Raw genomic sequence first — 19737 nt, 5'->3', positions numbered from 1 at the left:
TTAGCGCGGGGTATGGCCTCGATACCGGCACTGTACCGGTCGGATATTGACTTGAGATCCTCTGGGACAATGGACACCGTGAGCACCACCCAACCGTCGCCGATGGCCCGTATCGACCTGCGGGGCGCGGAGTTGACGGCGGCCCGACTGCGGGCGGCGCTGCCCCGCGGCGGCGCCGACGTGGAGGCGGTCCTGCCCAAGGTCCGGCCGATCGTGCAGGCCGTCGCCGAGCGCGGCGCCGAAGCCGCCCTCGAGTTCGGGGCCACGTTCGACGGGGTCCGGCCCCCGGCCGTCCGGGTGCCCGCCGCCGCGCTCGAGAAGGCCCTGGCCGAACTGGACGCGCGGGTGGCCGACGCGCTGCGGGTGATGATCGAACGCACCCGCGCCGTGCATGCCGACCAGCGTCGCACCGACGTCACGACCACCCTTGGCCCGGGAGCCACCGTCACCGAGCGGTGGGTCCCGGTTGACCGGGTGGGTCTCTACGTGCCCGGCGGCAACGCCGTCTACCCCTCCAGCGTGGTGATGAACGTGGTGCCGGCGCAGGCCGCCGGCGTCGCCTCGCTGGTGGTGGCCAGCCCACCGCAGGCCCAATTCGACGGCCTGCCGCACCCGACGATCCTGGCCGCGGCCCGGCTGCTGGGCGTCGACGAGGTGTGGGCCGTGGGCGGCGCCCAGGCGGTGGCGCTGCTGGCCTACGGCGGCACCGACCTCGACGGCGCCGAGCTGGCGCCCGTCGACATGATCACCGGGCCCGGCAACATCTACGTCACCGCCGCCAAGCGGCTGTGCCGGTCGCACGTCGGGATCGACGCCGAAGCCGGCCCGACCGAGATCGCGATCCTGGCCGACCACACCGCCGACCCGGCGCACGTCGCCGCCGACCTGATCAGTCAGGCCGAGCACGACGAGATGGCGGGCAGCGTGCTGATCACCCCCAGCGCGGACCTGGCGGCCGCCACCGACGCGGAGCTGGCCAGCCAGCTGCGGACGACCGTGCACCGCGAACGGGTGACGTCCGCGCTCGGCGGTCGCCAATCGGCCATCATCCTGGTCGACGACCTGGATGCCGGCGTCGACGTGGTCAACGCCTACGCCGCCGAACACCTGGAGATCCAGACCGTCGACGCGGCCGCGGTGGCGGGCCGAATCCGTTCGGCCGGGGCCATTTTCGTCGGCCCGTATGCGCCGGTGAGTCTCGGCGACTACTGCGCCGGATCCAATCACGTGCTGCCCACCGCGGGCAGCGCCCGGCATTCCAGCGGCCTGTCGGTGCAGACCTTCCTGCGCGGCATCCACGTCGTCGACTACACCGAGGCGGCCCTCAAAGACGTGTCCGGACATGTGATCGCGCTCGCCGAGGCCGAAGACCTGCCGTCGCACGGCGAAGCTGTACGGCGGAGGTTCGAGCGATGAGCATCGAGAGGCCCACGCTCGACGACCTGCCGCTGCGCGACGACCTGCGCGGCAAATCGCCTTACGGCGCACCGCAATTGGACGTCCCGGTGCGTCTGAACACCAACGAGAACCCGCACCCGCCGAGCAAGGCGTTGGTGGACGACGTGGTTCGGTCGGTGGGCCGGGCCGCCGCCGACCTGCACCGCTACCCCGACCGCGATGCGGTGGCCCTGCGGACCGACCTGGCCGCCTACCTGAGCGCACAAACCGGCGTTGCGCTCGGAGTCGAAAACCTCTGGGCGGCAAACGGTTCCAATGAGATCCTGCAGCAGCTGCTGCAGGCCTTCGGGGGCCCGGGGCGCACCGCCATCGGCTTCGTCCCGTCCTATTCGATGCACCCGATCATCTCCGACGGCACCCGCACCGAATGGCTGCAGGCCGCCCGGGCCGACGACTTCGGCCTGGACGCCGACGCCGCCGTGGCCGCCATCACCGACCGCCGGCCCGATGTGGTGTTCGTCGCCAGCCCGAACAACCCGTCCGGACAGAGTGTTCCGCTGCCCGACCTGCGGCGGCTGCTCGACGTGGTGCCCGGCATCCTGATCGTCGATGAGGCTTATGGCGAATTCTCGTCGCAGCCCAGCGCCGTCGAGCTGGTGGGGGAGTATCCGACCAAGCTGATCGTCTCGCGCACCATGAGCAAGGCGTTCGCGTTCGCCGGCGGCCGGCTGGGCTACCTGATCGCCACCCCGGCGGTGATCGACGCGATGCTGCTGGTGCGGCTGCCGTATCACCTGTCGGTGCTCACCCAGGCGGCCGCCCGCGCCGCGCTGCGGCACGCCGATGATACCCTGGGCAGTGTGGCGACGCTGATCGCCGAACGCGAGCGTGTCTCAACCGCCTTGGCCGGCATGGGTTTTCGGGTGATTCCCAGCGACGCAAACTTCGTGCTGTTCGGGGAATTCACCGATGCACCGGCCACCTGGCAACGCTATCTGGACGCCGGCGTGCTGATCCGCGACGTCGGCATCCCCGGCTATCTGCGCGCCACCACCGGACTGGCCGAGGAGAACGACGCCTTCCTGCGCGCCAGCGCCCAGATCGCCTCCACCGAACTGGCACCAGTTACCCCCAGCCCCGTAGGAGCACCGTGACAGCCACCGCCACCCGTCGTGCGCGCGTCGAGCGCCGCACGAAGGAATCCGACATCGTCATCGAACTCGACCTCGACGGCACCGGCCAGGTCGACATCGACACCGGTGTGCCGTTCTACGACCACATGCTCACGGCCCTGGGCAGTCACGCCAGTTTCGACCTGACCGTGCGCACCAAGGGCGACGTCGAAATCGAGGGACACCACACCATCGAGGACACCGCGATCGCGCTGGGGCAGGCGCTCGGCCAGGCCCTGGGCGACAAGCGGGGCATCCGGCGGTTCGGCGACGCCTTCATCCCGATGGACGAAACGCTGGCGCACGCGGCGGTCGACGTGTCCGGCCGGCCCTATTGTGTGCACAGCGGAGAACCGGATCACCTGCAGCACACCACCATTGCCGGCAACTCGGTGCCGTATCACACCGTCATCAACCGGCACGTGTTCGAATCGCTGGCGATGAACGCGCGCATCGCGCTGCACGTGCGTGTCCTGTATGGGCGCGACCCGCACCACATCACCGAGGCGCAGTACAAGGCGGTTGCCCGGGCGCTCCGTCAGGCGGTCGAGTCCGACCCCCGGGTGTCGGACGTGCCGTCCACCAAAGGGGTTCTGTGACGGCACTCAAGAAAGTTGTTGTCCTTGACTATGGTTCGGGCAACCTCCGGTCGGCGCAGCGTGCGCTCGAGCGGGTAGGCGCGTCGGTCGAGGTGACCGGCGACGCCGACGCCGCGGCCGCCGCCGACGGACTGGTGGTGCCCGGCGTCGGCGCGTACGAGGCCTGCATGACGGGGCTCCGCAACATCGGTGGCGAGCGCATCATCGCCGAGCGGATCGCCGCCGGGCGCCCGGTGCTGGGCGTCTGCGTCGGCATGCAGATCCTGTTCGCCCGCGGCGTCGAATTCAGTGTGGAGACGCAGGGATGCGGTCAGTGGCCGGGCTACGTCACGCGACTGCAGGCGCCGGTCATTCCGCACATGGGCTGGAACGTCGTCGAATCCGGGCCCGGCACCGTCCTTTTCAAGGGACTCGATGCCGACACCCGGTTCTACTTCGTGCACTCCTACGCCGCCCAGCAGTGGGAGGGTTCGCCCGAGGCGGTACTGACGTGGGCCACCCACGAGGGCCCGTTCCTGGCCGCGGTCGAGGACGGGCCGCTGTCGGCCACCCAATTCCACCCGGAGAAGAGCGGGGATGCGGGCGCGGCCGTGTTGAGCAATTGGGTCCAGGGATTGTGAAGGGCCTCGCGAAAGCGCTTTCTAACAAGCAACAGCCGGGGATGCGCGTAACGCGTTGCGGTCTCGGCACACAGGAGGGAATGTGTTGATCTTGTTGCCCGCGGTCGACGTGGTCGACGGCCGCGCCGTGCGCTTGGTGCAGGGCAAGGCGGGCAGTGAAACCGAGTACGGCTCGGCGCTGGACGCCGCGCTGACCTGGCAGCGCGATGGGGCCGAATGGATCCATCTGGTCGACCTGGACGCGGCGTTCGGGCGCGGCTCCAACCGCGAACTGCTGGCCGAAGTGGTCGGCAAGCTCGACGTGCAGGTGGAGCTGTCCGGCGGCATCCGCGACGACGCTTCGCTGGCCGCCGCCCTGGCCACCGGCTGCGCCCGGGTGAACCTGGGCACGGCGGCCCTCGAGGACCCGCAATGGTGTGCGCGGGCGATCAGCGAGCACGGCGACAAGGTCGCGGTTGGCCTGGACGTCCAGATCGTCGACGGCGCGCACCGGCTGCGCGGGCGGGGCTGGGAAACCGACGGCGGCGACCTGTGGGAGGTGCTGGAACGCCTTGACGGGCAAGGGTGTTCGCGGTTCGTGGTCACCGACGTGACCAAGGACGGCACGCTGGGCGGCCCCAATCTGGACCTGCTGGCATCCGTGGCCGACCGCACCGACGCCCCGGTGATCGCCTCGGGCGGTGTGTCCAGCCTCGATGACCTGCGCGCCATCGCCACCCTCACCGGCCGCGGGATCGAGGGCGCCATCGTGGGCAAGGCCCTCTACGCGGGCCGATTCACCTTGCCTCAGGCGCTCGCCGCGGTGGCGGAGTAGCGCCGGCATGGACGTGCACACGTTGGTGGCGCAGGCCTCGGCGATACTCGACGACGCGGTCGAACCGTTCCTTGCCGGGCACCGCGCCGATTCCGCGGTCCGTAAGAAGGGCAACGACTTCGCCACCGACGTGGACCTCGCGATCGAGCGGGAGGTGGTCGCCGCCCTCGTCGAGGCCACCGGGATCGGGGTGCACGGCGAGGAATTCGGCGGCTCGGCAGTCGACTCGCCATGGGTGTGGGTGTTGGATCCCGTCGATGGCACCTTCAACTACGCGGCCGGATCGCCGATGGCCGGGATCCTGCTCGGCCTGCTGCACCACGGTGACCCGGTGGCCGGACTGACCTGGTTGCCGTTCATCGACCAGCGCTACACCGCGGTGGCGGGCGGCCCGTTGCGCAAGAATGGGGTGCCGCAGCCGCCGCTGGCCGCCATCGATTTGGCCGACGCCCTGGTCGGCGCCGGGTCGTTCAGCGCGGACGCGCGCGGCCGGTTCCCGGGGCGCTACCGAATCGCGGTGCTGGAGAACCTCAGCCGCATCTCCTCGCGACTGCGCATGCACGGCTCCACTGGGCTTGACCTGGCGTTCGTCGCCGACGGAATACTCGGCGCGGCAATAAGTTTCGGTGGTCACGTGTGGGACCACGCCGCCGGGGTGGCGCTGGTTCGCGCCGCCGGCGGCGTCGTCACCGACCTGGCCGGCGAGCCGTGGACTCCAGATTCGGATTCCGCGCTGGCGGGCGGTCCCGCCGCGCACGCCGAGATCCTGGAAATGCTGCGCGCCACCGGCCGACCGGAGGACTACTGAGATGGCCCCGAAGCCGAACGGCCTCGCGGTGCGAGTGATCCCATGCCTGGACGTCGACGGCGGCCGGGTGGTCAAGGGCGTCAACTTCGAAAACCTCCGGGACGCGGGGGATCCCGTGGAACTCGCGGCCGCCTATGACGCCGAAGGCGCCGACGAGCTGACCTTTCTCGACGTGACCGCGTCGTCGTCCGGACGGGCCACCATGCTCGAGGTGGTGCGCCGCACGGCCGAGCAGGTCTTCATTCCGCTGACCGTCGGCGGCGGGGTGCGCACCGTGGCCGACGTCGACGTCTTGCTGCGTGCGGGCGCGGACAAGGTGTCCATCAACACCGCCGCGATCGCCCGGCCCGAGCTGCTGGCCGAGATGGCGCGGCAGTTCGGCTCCCAGTGCATCGTGTTGTCCGTCGATGCCCGCACGGTGCCGCCGGGCGCGGTGCCGACCCCGTCGGGCTGGGAGGTCACCACGCATGGCGGGCGCCAAGGCACCGGGCTGGACGCGGTCGAGTGGGCCTCGCGCGGAGCCGATCTGGGGGTGGGGGAGATCCTGCTGAACTCGATGGACGCCGACGGCACCAAGGCCGGGTTCGACTTGGAGATGCTGCAGGCGGTGCGGTCGGCGGTCACCGTACCGGTCATCGCCAGCGGCGGCGCCGGAGCGGCCGAACACTTCGCGCCCGCGATCGCGGCCGGCGCCGATGCGGTGCTGGCGGCCAGCGTGTTTCACTTCCGGGAGTTGACCATCGGTCAGGTGAAGGCCGCCATGGCCGCGGAAGGGATCACCGTGCGATGACGCTCGACCCGCAGATCGCCGCGCGGCTGAAGCGCAACGCCGACGGCCTGTTCACCGCTGTCGTGCAGGAGCGCGGCAGCGGTGACGTGCTGATGGTCGCCTGGATGGACGACGCGGCGCTGGCCCGGACCCTGGAAACCCGTGAGGCGACCTACTATTCACGCTCCCGCGGTGAGCAGTGGATCAAGGGGGCGACGTCCGGCCACACCCAATACGTGCACTCGGTGCGGCTGGATTGCGACGGCGACACCGTGCTGCTGACGGTCGACCAGGTCGGGGGCGCCTGCCACACCGGCGATCACAGCTGCTTCGACGCCGACGTACTGCTGGCACCGGAGCGCTGACCGCCTAACCCGGCATTGCGTGTCTAGGGTCACTTTCCACAGGCACGGACGCCTGACTTCGACAAGAATGGCGGTCAATGTCGAACTGGTTGTCGTGGAACGCCGTTGTGCCGGTGCTTTCCGTCGTCGTGCTGGCAGTGATCTGGGGCGAGAAACTGGGACCGGTTCTTGTCGGGGTGGCCGCGCTGTTTCTCATCGGCGCCGTGATCGCCGCGGTGCATCACGCGGAGGTGGTCGCACACCGGGTCGGCGAGCCCTTCGGGTCGCTGATACTCGCGGCCGCGGTCACCATCATCGAGGTGGCCCTGATCGTCACCCTGATGACATCCGGCGGCAACGAAGCCGCGACGCTGGCCAGGGACACCGCGTTCGCCGCGCTGATGATCACCACCAATGGGATCGCCGGGTTATCGCTGCTGCTCGGCTCCCGACGCTATGGTGTGACCCTGTTCAACGCTGAAGGCGCTGGAGCCGCCCTGGCCTCGGTCACCACGGTGGCCACGTTGAGCCTGGTTTTGCCCGCCTTCACCACCGGGCGCCCGGGCAGGGAGTTCACCCCCAGCCAGCTCGCCTTCGCCGCGATCGCCACGCTCTTGGTGTACCTGCTGTTCGTGTTCACCCAGACCATGCGGCACCGCGATTTCTTTCTGCCGATCGCGCAGAAGGGCCAAAAGCGCGTGTTCGAGGACGAGAGTCACGCGGATCCACCCACCAGGCGGCAGGCGCTGAGCAGCCTGGTGCTGCTGCTCTGCGCTCTGGTGGCGGTGGTCGGCCTGGCCGAGGAGGAATCACCGGCCGTCGAACACGCGGTGGTGATGGCGGGCTTGCCGCAGTCGTTCGTGGGCGTGATCATCGCGGCGCTGGTGCTGCTGCCCGAGACGCTCGCGGCGGCTCGGTCGGCGCGGAAAGGCCGCATCCAGATCAGCCTGAACCTGGCGTACGGCTCGGCGATGGCCAGCATCGGGCTCACCATCCCGACGATCGCGCTGGCGTCGATCTGGCTCAAGGGGCCGCTGGTGCTCGGCCTGGGCGCCATCCAGCTGGTGTTGCTTGCCTTGACGGTCGTGATCAGCATGCTGACGGTGGTGCCCGGGCGGGCGACCCGCCTGCAGGGCGAGGTACATCTGGTGCTGCTGGCCGCCTACGTGTTCTTGGCGATCAACCCCTGACCGCTATGCGCGGCCCCGCAGCGTCGCCAGCGCCTTGTCGGCGTGGCTGTCCATGTTGAACTCGCTGGAGATCACGTCGAGCACCGTGCGGTCGGTGTCGATCACGAACGTCGTGCGCTTGACCGGCATCAGCTTGCCTAGCAGGCCGCGCTTGACGCCGAACTGCGTGGCGACGGTGCCGTCGGTGTCCGATAGCAGCGGGTAGTCGAACTTCTGCAGGTCGGCGAATTTGGCCTGCTTCTGCACGGCGTCGGCGCTGATGCCCACCCGGTTGGCGCCCACCGCGGCGAATTCGGAGGCCAGGTCGCGGAAGTGGCACGCTTCCTTGGTGCAGCCCGGCGTCATCGCGGCCGGGTAGAAGAACAGCACCACCGGCCCGCCGGAGAGCAGTTCGCTGAGCTTGCGTGGCGTCCCGGTCTGATCGGGTAACTCGAAGTCCGCGACGGTGTCACCAGGTTTCATGGCGGACACGCTACGCCGCCGTCGTCGTCGGGCTGGCCCGAAGCACAGCAACCCGTCTGGGAGGATGGATCGGTGCACGCCCACCTCGCCGCGACGACCTCACGAGAGGATTTCCGCCAGCTGGCAGCCGAGCACCGCGTGGTTCCGGTGACCCGCAAGGTGCTGGCCGACGGCGAGACGCCGCTGTCGGCCTACCGCAAACTCGCCGCCAACCGCCCGGGCACCTTCCTGCTGGAGTCGGCCGAGCACGGCCGTTCCTGGTCGCGGTGGTCGTTCATCGGCGCCGGAGCGCCGTCGGCGCTGACGGTGCGCGACGGTGAGGCCGTCTGGCTGGGCGTGGTGCCACAGGACGCACCGACCGGGGGCGACCCGCTGCGGGCCCTCCGCGCCACCTTGGACCTGCTGGCCACCCGCCCGCTCGCCGGGCTGCCACCGCTGTCGGGCGGCATGGTCGGATTCTTCGCCTACGACATGGTGCGGCGCCTGGAACGGCTGCCCGACCTGGCCGTGGACGACCTGAAGCTTCCCGACATGTTGCTGCTGCTGGCCACCGATGTGGCGGCGGTCGACCACCACGAGGGCACCATCACGCTGATCGCCAACGCCGTGAACTGGAACGGGACCGATGAGCGGGTGGACGAGGCCTACGACGACGCGATCGCCCGCTTGGACGTGATGACGGCGGCGCTGGGCCAGCCGTTGCTGTCCACGGTCGGCACGTTCGAGCGGCCCGAGCCGCGCTACCGCGCGCAGCGCAGCGTCGAGGAGTACGGGAAGATCGTCGACTACCTGGTCGACCAGATCGCCGCGGGTGAGGCCTTCCAGGTGGTGCCCTCGCAACGGTTCGAGATGGACACCCACGTCGACCCGATCGACGTGTACCGGATGCTGCGGGTCACCAACCCGAGCCCCTACATGTATCTGCTGCAGGTGCCGAATGACACTGGCGGAACTGACTTTTCGATCGTCGGCTCCAGTCCGGAGGCGCTGGTCACCGTCGCCGACGGCACCGCGACCACCCATCCGATCGCCGGCACCCGGTGGCGCGGGGAGACCGAAGAAGAGGATCAGCTGCTGGAAAAGGAGCTGTTGGCCGACGAGAAGGAGCGCGCCGAGCACCTGATGCTCGTCGACCTGGGCCGCAACGATCTGGGTCGGGTCTGCGCGCCGGGCACCGTGCGCGTCGAGGACTACAGCCACATCGAGCGCTATAGCCACGTCATGCACCTGGTGTCGACGGTGACCGGCACGCTCGACGAGGGTCGCACCGCGCTGGACGCGGTGACGGCCTGCTTCCCGGCCGGCACGCTGTCGGGTGCGCCGAAGGTCCGGGCCATGGAGCTCATCGAAGAGGTGGAGAAGACGCGCCGCGGCCTGTACGGCGGCGTGGTCGGCTACCTGGACTTCGCCGGCGATGCCGACTTCGCGATCGCCATCCGCACCGCCCTGATGCGCGACGGCACCGCCTACGTGCAATCCGGTGGTGGGGTCGTCGCGGACTCCAACGGGCCCTACGAGTACACCGAGGCGACCAACAAGGCCCGCGCGGTGCTGAGTGCGATCGCGGCCGCCGAGACCCTGACCGAACCCGGCCCCAGCGGCGATGACTGAGGCCGAAACGGACACCGGCCGGCCGAAGAGCCGGTGGCTGATCCGGATTGCCCAGGCAGTGCTGGTGATTGCCGCCGGGACGTTGTGGGTGGCCTCGCGCCTGCCTTGGGTCGTCATCCGGTCGTTCGACGGGCTGGGGCCGCCCAAACAGGTGACCTTGGCCGGCGGCGCGTGGTCGACGGCCCTGCTGCCGTTGGCGTTGCTGCTGCTGGCCGCGGCCGTCGCCGCCATCGCCGTGCGGGGTTGGCTGCTGCGCGCGCTGGCGGGCCTGCTGGCGGTGGTCAGCCTGGCGGTGGGCTACCTGGGGATCAGCCTGTGGGCGCTGCCCGACGTGGCGGTCCGCGGCGCCGAGCTGGCGCACGTCTCGGTGATGTCGCTGGTGGGAAGCGAGCGGCGGTACTGGGGCGCGGGCGTCACGGTGGCCGCCGCGGCGTGCACGCTGATCGCCGCCGTCCTGCTCATGCGCTCCGCGTCCGACTCGGGGTCGGCCCGCTCGAGCGCAATAAAGTACGCGGCACCGGCGACGCGCCGGTCGATTGCGCGACGGGAAGAGGCCGACGGGGCGATGCTGGAGCAGGCGGAGACGCCGGGAATGTCGGAGCGGATGATCTGGGACGCGCTTGACGAGGGACGCGACCCAACCGATCGGCCGAACGAGTCTGACACCGAGGGTCGGTGACGGGCCGCAAGCCGCGGGCCGCTACCCTTCATTCACGTCGTCGCAATCGGCTCGGGACAACAAACTGGCCGTGGGATGACAGCGGACGACAGGGCGAAGGGAAACGACAGGCATGAGTCCGGCAACCGTGCTTGACTCCATCCTCGAAGGAGTCCGGGCCGACGTTGCCGCGCGCGAAGCGCTCATCAGCCTGTCCGAGATCAAAGCCGCCGCAGCGGCCGCGCCGCCGCCACGCGACGTGATGGCCGCGCTGCGCGAGCCCGGAATCGGCGTCATCGCCGAAGTCAAGCGCGCCAGCCCGTCGGCCGGTTCGCTGGCGACCATTGCCGATCCGGCGAAACTGGCCCGGGCCTACGAAGACGGTGGCGCCCGCATCATCAGCGTGCTGACCGAGGAGCGCCGCTTCCACGGCTCGCTCGACGACCTCGACGCGGTGCGCGCGGCCGTCTCGATACCGATTCTGCGCAAAGACTTTGTCGTGCAGCCCTATCAGATCCACGAGGCGCGCGCGCACGGCGCCGACATGTTGCTGCTCATCGTCGCGGCGCTGGAGCAGTCGGCGTTGGTGTCGATGCTGGACCGCACCGAATCGCTGGGTATGACGGCGCTCGTCGAGGTGCACACCGAGGAAGAAGCCGACCGGGCGCTTAAGGCCGGGGCCAACGTAATCGGTGTCAACGCCCGCGATCTGGCGACACTGGAGGTGGACCGGGACTGCTTCGCACGCATCGCTCCCGGGTTGCCCAGCAACGTCATCAGGATCGCCGAATCGGGCGTGCGCGGTACGGGAGACCTGCTGGCGTACGCCGGTGCGGGTGCCGACGCCGTCCTGGTCGGCGAAGGCCTGGTCAAAAGTGGTGACCCGCGCGCCGCGGTTGCCGACCTGGTCACCGCGGGCACCCATCCGTCCTGTCCGAAACCGGCTCGCTAGTCACTGCGTCACTGAAGAGCCCCAGCGCTGGAACGTTGAACCCATGAGCCATCCCCGCGTAGAGACTTGGTGATGGTGGACCTGTCCCGCCCGGACCTTCCGCTCGCGAGCGCAGCCATCGCCGAACCCACCCGCCACGAACCTGATGCGGGTGGCCATTTCGGCGTATACGGCGGACGCTACGTCGCCGAGGCGTTGATGGCCGTGATCGAAGAGGTCACCGCCGCCTACGAGAAGGAACGTGTCAACCAGGATTTCCTCGACACGCTGGATTACCTGCAGGCGAACTATGCCGGCCGGCCGTCGCCGCTGTACGAGGCCCCCCGGCTGTCCGAGCAGGCCGGCGCACGCATCTTCCTCAAGCGAGAAGACCTGAACCACACCGGTTCTCACAAGATCAACAACGTGCTCGGTCAGGCGTTGCTGGCCCAGCGGATGGGCAAGAAGCGGGTGATCGCCGAGACCGGGGCCGGTCAGCACGGCGTGGCGACCGCAACCGCGTGTGCCTTGCTCGGCCTGGAGTGCGTGATCTACATGGGCGCGGTGGACACCGAGCGTCAGGCGCTCAACGTGGCGCGGATGCGCCTGCTGGGCGCGACGGTCGTCTCGGTGGAAAGCGGTTCCAGGACGCTCAAGGACGCCATCAACGAGGCGTTCCGGGATTGGGTTACCAACGCCGACAACACCTTCTATTGCTTCGGCACCGCGGCCGGTCCGCATCCCTTTCCCGCCATGGTGCGCGACTTTCAGCGGATCATCGGCCTCGAGGCGCGCGCCCAGATCCAGGCCCAGGCGGGCCGGTTGCCCGACGCCGTGGTGGCCTGCATCGGTGGTGGCTCCAACGCCATCGGGATCTTCCACCCGTTCATCGACGATCCGAATGTGCGGCTGGTCGGGTTCGAGGCGGCCGGCGACGGTGTCGAAACCGGAAGGCACGCCGCGACCTTCAGCGGCGGCTCTCCCGGCGCGTTTCAGGGATCGTTCTCGTATCTGCTGCAGGACGAGGACGGGCAGACCATCGAATCCCATTCCATCTCAGCGGGTCTCGACTACCCGGGAGTTGGTCCAGAACATGCGTATCTGCGCGAGACGGGCCGCGCAGATTACCGTCCGATCACCGACGCCGAGGCGATGGATGCCTTCCGCATCCTGTGCCGCACGGAGGGCATCATCCCGGCCATCGAATCCGCGCACGCCGTGGCGGGTGCGCTGAAATTGGGTCCCGAGTTGGGGCGCGGCGCGATCATCGTGGTGAACCTGTCCGGGCGCGGCGACAAGGACGTCGAGACCGCCGCGAAGTGGTTCGGGCTGTTGGGATCCAGCGATCGATGACGGTCAAACACAGCGAAGCGGGCAAGCTCGAGTCGATCTTCGATGACTGCCGAACCGACAATCGCGCGGCGCTGATCGGCTATCTGCCCACCGGCTACCCCGACGTGCCGACCTCGGTGAAGGGGATGACGGCACTGGTCGAATCGGGTTGCGACATCATCGAAGTCGGGGTTCCCTATTCGGATCCCGGCATGGACGGCCCGACCATCGCCAAGGCCACCGAGATCGCGCTGCATGGGGGAGTGCGGGTTCGCGACACCCTTGCCGCGGTCGAGGCGATCAGCGCGGCCGGTGGCCACGCCGTGGTGATGACCTACTGGAACCCGGTGTTGCGCTACGGGGTTGACGCGTTCGCCCGTGACCTGGCATCCGCGGGCGGGTTCGGCTTGATCACGCCGGACCTCATCCCCGACGAAGCCGGGCAGTGGCTGGCTGCCTCCGAGGAACACCGGTTGGACCGGATCTTTCTGGTGGCGCCGTCCTCGACGCCGCAGCGGTTGGCGATGACGGTCGACGCGTCGCGTGGATTCGTCTACGCGGCCTCGACGATGGGCGTGACCGGGGCGCGCGACGTCGTGTCCAACGCCGCGCCCGCGTTGGTGAGCAGGGTCAAGGAGATATCCGACATACCCGTCGGCGTCGGTCTGGGGGTGCGGTCGCGAGAGCAGGCCGCCCAGATCGGCAGCTACGCCGACGGTGTCATTGTCGGGTCCGCGCTGGTGTCGGCACTGGGGGACGGGGGGTTGACTGCATTGCGTGCACTGACTGAGGAACTCGCCGCCGGTGTTCGTCAGAGGGCGGCTGCCTCGTGACGAAGCTGCTGGCCTATTTCCCGAGCCCCCCGCAGGGCGTGTGGCACCTCGGCCCGGTGCCCATCCGGGCCTATGCGCTGTTCATCATCGCCGGCATCGTGGCCGCACTGCTGATCGGTGACCGGCGCTGGGAGGCCCGCGGCGGCGAGCGCGGCGTGATCTACGACATCGCGCTGTGGACGGTGCCGTTCGGATTGATCGGTGGCCGGCTGTATCACCTGGCCACCGACTGGCGGACTTATTGGGGCCCCGGCGGCGCCGGACTCGGTGCGGCCGTGCGGATCTGGGACGGCGGTTTGGGCATTTGGGGCGCGGTGGCGCTCGGCGGCGTCGGCGCCTGGATCGGCTGCCGCCGGCATGGGATTCCGCTTCCGGCCTTCGCCGACGCGCTGGCCCCCGGAGTCATTCTGGCGCAGGCCATCGGCCGGCTCGGCAATTACTTCAATCAGGAGCTGTATGGCCGCGAAACCACGCTGCCGTGGGGCCTGGAGGTCTTCTACCGCCGAGACCCCTCGGGATACATCGACCCGCATTCGCTGGATGGCGTGTCGACGGGCCAAGTCGCGTTCGTGGTGCAGCCGACGTTTCTCTACGAATTGATCTGGAACGTCCTGATTTTCGTCGCGCTCATCTATGCGGATCGGCGCTTCACGTTGGGCCACGGCCGGCTGTTCGCTCTCTACGTGGCGGGCTATTGCGTGGGGCGGTTCTGTGTCGAGTTGCTGCGCGACGACGCCGCCACTCACATCGCCGGCATCCGGATCAACTCGTTCACATCGACTTTCGTGTTCATCGGGGCCGTGGTGTATCTGATGGCGGCGCCGAAGGGCCGCGAAGATCCCGAGAGCCTGCGCGGCAAGCAGTACCTCGACGAGGAGGCGGCCGAAGCCGAACCGGAGGAAGAGCCCGCGACGGTGGCCGCAGCGACGGCCGCGGCGGGCGCGGGGGCCGTCGCGGCAGCCGATGCGCCGACGTCGTCGCTGGAGACTGCGGAAGCTGACGAAACCGCCGCGGCCGATGCGGAAGCCGAAGAACCGGTGGCGGACTCGACGGAGGCAATCGAGGCGGAGCCGAGCGAGGCGGAAGTCGAAGAGGCGGAGGTCGACGAGGCGGAGGTCGACGAGCCCGAGCCCGAGGAGCCCCAGGATCCCGAAAAGGCCGAGGCAGAGGCGGAATCCGACGAGACGGAAGCCGAGGCCGAGCCCGAAGAGTCCGAAGAGTCCGAAGCCGAAGAGCCTGAGGCCGAGGCGGCGGAGCCGGCAGCCGCGGAGCCGGAAGCCGAAACCGAAGAGCCGGAAGCCGAAGCGGCGGAGCCGGAAGCCGAAGAGCCTGAAGGGTCCGAAGCCGAAGAGCCTGCGGCAGAAGAGCCGGAAGCCGAAACAGTCGAGCCTGAAGCCGAGGAGCCCGAAGCAGAAGAGCCTGAGGCGGAACAGCCCGAAGCGGAACTCGAACAGCCCGAAGCGGAGGAGCCCGAAACCGAAGCCGAAGAGCCCGAAGCCGAAGAGCCGGAAGCGGAATCGGAAGAGCCCGAAGCCGAAGAGCCGGAAGCCGCAACGGCAGACGAGCCGGCCGCCGAAACACCCGAACCCGAGAAACCCGAACCCGAGAAACCCGAAGCCACAACGAGCCCAGCCCAGCCGGAAACCCGTCGGCGATGGGGCTCGCGACTGAGGAACCGGCTGTCGGGCCGCTAACCGCCGGCGTGGCCCCGATTTCACCTGGCGGGGCGCAAGGGATCTGGCATGCTGAAATGCGTGACCAACGCGAGGTCAGCGGCTAGACCCCTCCCGCACGGCCTGCGGCGCCATCGCCTCTCCATCGCGGCCGGGACCGGCGTGGTGCTGGGCGGCGCGCTCGGCTACGTCGCGCTGGCGGACCCACACAGCCCGAGTTCGATCTACCCGGCGTGTCCGTTCAAATGGCTCACCGGCTGGAATTGCCCGTTTTGCGGCGGGCTGCGGATGACGCACGACGTGTTGCACGGCGACCTGGCGGCCGCCATCCACGACAACGTCTTCCTGCTGGCAGGAATCCCGCTGCTGGCCGCATGGCTGCTGGTGCGCCGTATCCGCGGCAAGGGAGTGCCGTCCAGGGCCGCATTGCTGACCATCGTGGTCGCGACGGTCGCGTGGACGGTGCTGCGTAACCTGCCCGCCTTCCCGTTGTTTCCCACCGTTCTTGGTGGGTAAGAGCACACCCCGCGACGTCACCGATGTGGCGTCCGCGCGGGTTACACACGACTATGCTGGGTCGGCGTGAGTAGACGCGGGAAGATCGTCTGCACCCTTGGCCCTGCGACCAATTCGGATGAGTCGATCCTGGCCCTGGTTGAGGCCGGAATGGACGTCGCGCGGCTGAACTTCAGCCACGGCGACTACTCCGATCACAAAGCCGCCTACGAGCGCGTCAGGTCCGCTTCCGACGCCACGGGCCGCGCCGTCGGCGTCCTCGCCGACCTTCAGGGCCCCAAGATCAGGCTGGGGCGGTTCGCCACCGGGCCCACGTACTGGGCCGACGGCGAAACGGTGCGGATCACTGTCGCCGACTGCGAGGGCGACCACGACCGCGTGTCGACCACCTACAAGAAGCTGGCCGAGGACGCCGCCGTCGGCGACCGGATCCTGGTCGACGACGGCAAGGTCGGCCTGATGATCGACGGCATCGAGGGTGACGACGTCATCTGCACGGTCGTCGAGGGCGGGCCGGTCAGCAACAACAAGGGCATCTCGCTGCCCGGCATGAACGTGTCCGCACCGGCCTTGTCGGAGAAGGACATCGAGGACCTGACCTTCGCGCTCGAGCTCGGTGTCGACCTGGTCGCGCTCTCGTTCGTGCGTTCGCCCTCGGACGTCGAGTTGGTGCACGAGGTGATGGACCGGGTCGGCCGGCGGGTGCCGGTGATCGCGAAGCTGGAGAAGCCAGAGGCCGTCGACAATCTGGAGGCCATCGTGCTGGCCTTCGACGCGATCATGGTGGCCCGCGGCGACCTGGGCGTCGAGCTTCCGCTGGAAGAGGTCCCACTGGTGCAGAAGCGGGCCATCCAGATGGCCCGGGAGAACGCGAAACCCGTGATCGTGGCGACCCAGATGCTCGATTCGATGATCGAGAGCTCACGGCCGACCCGGGCGGAGGCCTCCGACGTCGCCAACGCCGTCCTGGACGGCGCCGACGCGGTGATGCTGTCCGGCGAAACCTCAGTGGGGAAGTATCCGATGGCGGCCGTTCGGACCATGGCGCGCATCATCTGCGCGGTGGAGGACAACTCCACGGCCGCGCCGCCGCTGACACACGTGCCGCGCACCAAGCGCGGCGTGATCTCGTATGCGGCCCGCGACATCGGTGAGCGGCTCGACGCCAAGGCGCTGGTCGCTTTCACCCAGTCCGGCGACACCGTCAAGCGCCTCGCGCGCCTGCACACCCCGCTGCCGCTGCTCGCCTTCACCGCCTGGCCCGAGGTGCGCAGTCAGCTGGCCATGACCTGGGGCACCGAAACGTTCATCGTCCCGATGATGACCTCCACGGACGGCATGATCCGCCAGGTAGACAAGTCGCTGCTGGAGCTCGGTCGCTACAAGCGTGGCGACCTGGTGGTCATCGTCGCCGGCGCGCCGCCTGGCACAGTAGGGTCAACCAACCTCATCCATGTGCACCGGATCGGGGAGGACGACGTCTAACTAGAGGAGAGCGTGTGCCGGCGGGCTGTGAGTCTCAAGAGCCGAATGCGGTTGGCGAAGCCGCGACACAGACCCATCCGGACTTCGCGGAGCTGCTGGCGACACTCGACCTCCACCGCGCCGACGACGACCTGTTCATCGGCTCGCATCCCAGCAAGAACCCCATGCGGACCTTCGGCGGTCAGCTCATGTCGCAGTCGTTCGTCGCGAGCAGTCGCAGCCTGGTTCGCGACGACCTGCCGCCGGGCGCGCTCTCCGTGCACTTCATCAACGGGGGAGACACCGCCAAGGACATCGAATTCCGCGTGACGCGGCTGCGCGACGAGCGCCGCTTCGCCAATCGGCGCGTCGATGCGATGCAAGATGGCACGCTCCTGTCCACGGCCCTGGTCTCCTACATGGCCGGCGGCCGCGGCCTGGAACACGGCATCGAGCCGCCGGCGGTGGCCGAGCCGCACACGCAGCCCACGATCGGTGAACTCCTGCGTGGCTACGAAGAAACCGTTCCGCACTTCGTCAACGCCCTGCAGCCCATCGAATGGCGCTACACCAACGACCCGGCCTGGGTGATGCGCACCAAGGGCGATCGGCTCCCGCACAACAGGGTCTGGGTCAAGGCTTTGGGAGAAGTTCCCGACGACCCCGTATTGCACACGGCAACAATGGTGTATTCGTCGGACACCACGGTGTTGGACTCGGTTATCACCACGCACGGGCTTTCCTGGGGATTCGACCGCATATTTGCCGCCTCGGCCAATCATTCCATTTGGTTTCACCGGCAGGTCAACTTCAACGACTGGGTGTTGTACTCCACATCGTCGCCGGTGGCGGCCGATTCGCGGGGACTGGGCACCGGGCACTTCTTCGACCGATCCGGGCAACCGCTCGCCACGGTGGTGCAAGAAGGCGTGCTGAAATACTTCCCATCTTCCGGCCGGTAAAACGTGACCTAATAGCTACGGAATCTCCGCGCGAATTCGGGCCCTCAACGGTTCTGATCCGGCGTAGCTTTGACCTAGTCGGGTATTCGGTGCAGAGGCGGTAATCAACCCGCCCAGCTGGTGTCAGCGCATCGGGAGGTGATTGTGAACGGGCCAGTGGTGGACGTCACGGTAGCAAGACCCCGCGCGCGCGAACGCGTTGTCGTGTCGGTCGATTCGCTCGCGGCCCGCTTGATCGGCGCGTTGGCGCTGTTCGGCGCGGCATGCTGGCTCATCGAGATCCTCGCTCGGCACCATAGCCATCCGAGCTGGGACTACACCGACCGGTTGGCCTGGTCGCTGACCGTGCTGGTGGCGGTGGCCTGGATGGCTCGCGGCATCTTCCTCGGTCGGCCTGTGACGACAATGCACGCCATTGCCGCCGCCTTTTTCGTGCTGGCGGGGCTCTGCCTGCACGTGCTGTCTTTCGATTTGCTCGGTGACCTGGTGATCGCCAGCTCGGGCATGGTGTTGATGTGGCCGACGACGTCGTTTCCGCGGCCCGGCGACCTGCCGCGCGTGTGGAAGCTGGTCAACGCGACCGGCGGCGATGCGCTCGCGCCGTTCACCATGCAGACCGGCAAGAGCTATCACTTCACCGCCGACGGCACTGCGGCGCTGGCCTACCGGACGCGGATGGGAATCGCCGTGGTCAGCGGTGACCCGATCGGCGACGAGGCCCACTTCCCGGAACTGGTCGCGGATTTCGTCGCCACCTGCCACGCCCACGGATGGCGCATCGCCGTGGTGGGGTGCGGCGAGCGGCGGCTGGGCCTGTGGACCGATTCGACGGTATTGGGACAATCGTTGCGGCCCATACCGATTGGCCGCGATGTGGTGGTCGACGTGTCCGGCTTCGACATGGTGGGCCGCAAATTCCGCAACCTGCGTCAGGCGGTGAAGCGCACCCACAATTGCGGTGTGACAACAGAAATCGTGTCGGAGCAGGAGCTCGACGACAAGCTGCTGGCCGAGCTGACCGAGGTGGTGCGCGAGTCGTCAAAGGGGGCCCACGCCGATCGCGGGTTTCACATGAACCTCGACGGGGTGCTCGAGGGCCGTTTCCCGGGAATTCAGCTCATCATCGCCCGGGACAAAGGGGGCACCGTGCAGGCATTCCACCGGTACGCCACGGCCGGCGAGGGCCGCGACATCACCCTCGACGTGCCGTGGCGCCGGCGCAGCGCACCCAACGGCCTCGACGAGCGGCTGAGCGTCGACATGATCATGGCCGGCAAAGAGACCGGCGCGCAGCGGGTATCGCTTGCCTTCGCCGCGTTCCCGGAGATTTTCGACGACAAGAACCGCGGCTGGACGCAGCGCGTCTTCTACCGGTTGATCCACATTCTCGATCCGTTGATCGCCCTCGAGTCGTTGTACCGGTATGTGCGCAAGTGGCACGCGCTGGACGCCCGGCGCTACGCGCTGATCTCCCTGACGCAGATCGTCCCGCTACTGTTCGTGCTGCTGTCGCTGGAGTTCATGCCGCGCCGGCGACACCTCTGAGCGCTCACGACCTTCACTGCCGGCAACGGCCGACTG

At 68.6% G+C, this 19737-nt stretch carries 20 protein-coding genes; 19 read left to right on the top strand and 1 reads right to left on the bottom strand.

The window, feature by feature from the left end:
- Positions 1 to 69: 69 nt before the first annotated feature.
- The 9 genes from hisD to A5732_RS14005 all read left to right on the top strand — a co-directional run bounded on the left by hisD (position 70) and on the right by A5732_RS14005 (position 7714).
- A complete protein-coding gene (gene hisD / locus A5732_RS14045; protein ID WP_076102508.1) occupies positions 70 to 1416 on the top strand; it encodes a histidinol dehydrogenase in 1347 nt (448 codons plus the stop codon).
- Positions 1413 to 2552: a histidinol-phosphate transaminase gene (locus A5732_RS14040; protein ID WP_076102507.1), complete on the top strand. Its 1140-nt coding sequence runs from the start codon at positions 1413 to 1415 to the stop codon at positions 2550 to 2552. The genes hisD and A5732_RS14040 overlap by 4 nt, the downstream gene beginning before the upstream one ends.
- On the top strand, positions 2549 to 3169 hold the full coding sequence (gene hisB / locus A5732_RS14035; protein WP_076055176.1) for an imidazoleglycerol-phosphate dehydratase HisB: 621 nt from the start codon (positions 2549 to 2551) through the stop codon (positions 3167 to 3169). The genes A5732_RS14040 and hisB overlap by 4 nt, the downstream gene beginning before the upstream one ends.
- On the top strand, positions 3166 to 3789 hold the full coding sequence (gene hisH / locus A5732_RS14030; RefSeq protein WP_075236460.1) for an imidazole glycerol phosphate synthase subunit HisH: 624 nt from the start codon (positions 3166 to 3168) through the stop codon (positions 3787 to 3789). The genes hisB and hisH overlap by 4 nt, the downstream gene beginning before the upstream one ends.
- 82 nt (positions 3790 to 3871) lie before the next feature.
- A complete protein-coding gene (priA, locus tag A5732_RS14025; protein WP_065052459.1) occupies positions 3872 to 4603 on the top strand; it encodes a bifunctional 1-(5-phosphoribosyl)-5-((5-phosphoribosylamino)methylideneamino)imidazole-4-carboxamide isomerase/phosphoribosylanthranilate isomerase PriA in 732 nt (243 codons plus the stop codon).
- A gap of 7 nt (positions 4604 to 4610) precedes the next feature.
- Positions 4611 to 5411, top strand: a complete 801-nt coding sequence (locus A5732_RS14020) for an inositol monophosphatase family protein (protein ID WP_076102506.1) — start codon at positions 4611 to 4613, stop codon at positions 5409 to 5411.
- A 1-nt stretch (position 5412) separates the two neighbouring features.
- Positions 5413 to 6201, top strand: a complete 789-nt coding sequence (gene hisF, locus A5732_RS14015) for an imidazole glycerol phosphate synthase subunit HisF (protein WP_076102505.1) — start codon at positions 5413 to 5415, stop codon at positions 6199 to 6201.
- Positions 6198 to 6545, top strand: coding sequence for a phosphoribosyl-AMP cyclohydrolase (gene hisI / locus A5732_RS14010; protein ID WP_064952742.1), 348 nt, complete (start codon positions 6198 to 6200; stop codon positions 6543 to 6545). Before hisF ends, hisI begins: the two co-directional genes overlap by 4 nt.
- A gap of 77 nt (positions 6546 to 6622) precedes the next feature.
- Positions 6623 to 7714, top strand: coding sequence for a calcium:proton antiporter (locus A5732_RS14005; RefSeq protein ID WP_065052465.1), 1092 nt, complete (start codon positions 6623 to 6625; stop codon positions 7712 to 7714).
- Between the two features lie 3 nt (positions 7715 to 7717).
- On the opposite strand, the gene A5732_RS14000 is transcribed toward A5732_RS14005, so the two are convergent.
- Positions 7718 to 8176, bottom strand: coding sequence for a peroxiredoxin (locus A5732_RS14000; protein WP_065052469.1), 459 nt, complete (start codon positions 8174 to 8176; stop codon positions 7718 to 7720).
- A gap of 72 nt (positions 8177 to 8248) precedes the next feature.
- Here A5732_RS14000 and A5732_RS13995 point away from each other — a divergent pair, with 72 nt between their 5' ends.
- The 10 genes from A5732_RS13995 (at position 8249) to A5732_RS13950 (ending at position 19701) form a co-directional block, all read left to right on the top strand.
- Positions 8249 to 9787 (top strand): anthranilate synthase component I, encoded by a 1539-nt coding sequence (locus A5732_RS13995; protein ID WP_076102504.1) that lies wholly within the window; start codon positions 8249 to 8251, stop codon positions 9785 to 9787.
- Positions 9780 to 10466 (top strand): TIGR02234 family membrane protein, encoded by a 687-nt coding sequence (locus A5732_RS13990; protein ID WP_076102503.1) that lies wholly within the window; start codon positions 9780 to 9782, stop codon positions 10464 to 10466. Before A5732_RS13995 ends, A5732_RS13990 begins: the two co-directional genes overlap by 8 nt.
- Before the next feature lie 112 nt (positions 10467 to 10578).
- Complete coding sequence (trpC, locus tag A5732_RS13985; protein ID WP_007776189.1) at positions 10579 to 11397, top strand: indole-3-glycerol phosphate synthase TrpC; 819 nt, start codon at positions 10579 to 10581, stop codon at positions 11395 to 11397.
- A 69-nt stretch (positions 11398 to 11466) separates the two neighbouring features.
- Positions 11467 to 12729, top strand: coding sequence for a tryptophan synthase subunit beta (gene trpB / locus A5732_RS13980; RefSeq protein WP_216351582.1), 1263 nt, complete (start codon positions 11467 to 11469; stop codon positions 12727 to 12729).
- Positions 12726 to 13541, top strand: coding sequence for a tryptophan synthase subunit alpha (trpA, locus tag A5732_RS13975; protein ID WP_076055162.1), 816 nt, complete (start codon positions 12726 to 12728; stop codon positions 13539 to 13541). Before trpB ends, trpA begins: the two co-directional genes overlap by 4 nt.
- Positions 13538 to 15235 (top strand): prolipoprotein diacylglyceryl transferase, encoded by a 1698-nt coding sequence (locus A5732_RS13970; protein WP_076102501.1) that lies wholly within the window; start codon positions 13538 to 13540, stop codon positions 15233 to 15235. Before trpA ends, A5732_RS13970 begins: the two co-directional genes overlap by 4 nt.
- 141 nt (positions 15236 to 15376) lie before the next feature.
- Positions 15377 to 15730 (top strand): DUF2752 domain-containing protein, encoded by a 354-nt coding sequence (locus tag A5732_RS13965; protein WP_170880115.1) that lies wholly within the window; start codon positions 15377 to 15379, stop codon positions 15728 to 15730.
- Between the two features lie 66 nt (positions 15731 to 15796).
- On the top strand, positions 15797 to 17215 hold the full coding sequence (pyk, locus tag A5732_RS13960; protein WP_064952736.1) for a pyruvate kinase: 1419 nt from the start codon (positions 15797 to 15799) through the stop codon (positions 17213 to 17215).
- Between the two features lie 92 nt (positions 17216 to 17307).
- On the top strand, positions 17308 to 18156 hold the full coding sequence (locus A5732_RS13955) for an acyl-CoA thioesterase II (RefSeq protein ID WP_139334753.1): 849 nt from the start codon (positions 17308 to 17310) through the stop codon (positions 18154 to 18156).
- Positions 18157 to 18300: 144 nt separating this feature from the next.
- Entirely contained in the window at positions 18301 to 19701 is a 1401-nt protein-coding gene (locus A5732_RS13950) for a bifunctional lysylphosphatidylglycerol flippase/synthetase MprF (RefSeq protein WP_076102557.1), read from the top strand.
- Positions 19702 to 19737 lie beyond the last annotated feature (36 nt).

This window comes from Mycobacterium colombiense (assembly GCF_001953985.1).
Taxonomy (GTDB): Bacteria; Actinomycetota; Actinomycetes; order Mycobacteriales; family Mycobacteriaceae; genus Mycobacterium; species Mycobacterium colombiense_B.
Note: the sequence above shows the minus strand (reverse complement) of the source record. Positions and strands in the feature narration are given on the sequence as shown.

Excerpts from the sequence above, each read along its gene's own strand:
- A5732_RS14005 (WP_065052465.1), top strand. The coding sequence starts at position 6,623 with ATGTCGAACTGGTTGTCGTGGAACGCCGTTGTGCCGGTGCTTTCCGTC.
- trpC (WP_007776189.1), top strand. The coding sequence starts at position 10,579 with ATGAGTCCGGCAACCGTGCTTGACTCCATCCTCGAAGGAGTCCGGGCC.
- hisI (WP_064952742.1), top strand. The coding sequence starts at position 6,198 with ATGACGCTCGACCCGCAGATCGCCGCGCGGCTGAAGCGCAACGCCGAC.
- trpA (WP_076055162.1), top strand. The coding sequence starts at position 12,726 with ATGACGGTCAAACACAGCGAAGCGGGCAAGCTCGAGTCGATCTTCGAT.
- A5732_RS13990 (WP_076102503.1), top strand. The coding sequence starts at position 9,780 with ATGACTGAGGCCGAAACGGACACCGGCCGGCCGAAGAGCCGGTGGCTG.
- A5732_RS14000 (WP_065052469.1), bottom strand. The coding sequence starts at position 8,176 with ATGAAACCTGGTGACACCGTCGCGGACTTCGAGTTACCCGATCAGACC.
- A5732_RS14040 (WP_076102507.1), top strand. The coding sequence starts at position 1,413 with ATGAGCATCGAGAGGCCCACGCTCGACGACCTGCCGCTGCGCGACGAC.
- hisF (WP_076102505.1), top strand. The coding sequence starts at position 5,413 with ATGGCCCCGAAGCCGAACGGCCTCGCGGTGCGAGTGATCCCATGCCTG.
- A5732_RS14020 (WP_076102506.1), top strand. The coding sequence starts at position 4,611 with ATGGACGTGCACACGTTGGTGGCGCAGGCCTCGGCGATACTCGACGAC.
- hisD (WP_076102508.1), top strand. The coding sequence starts at position 70 with ATGGACACCGTGAGCACCACCCAACCGTCGCCGATGGCCCGTATCGAC.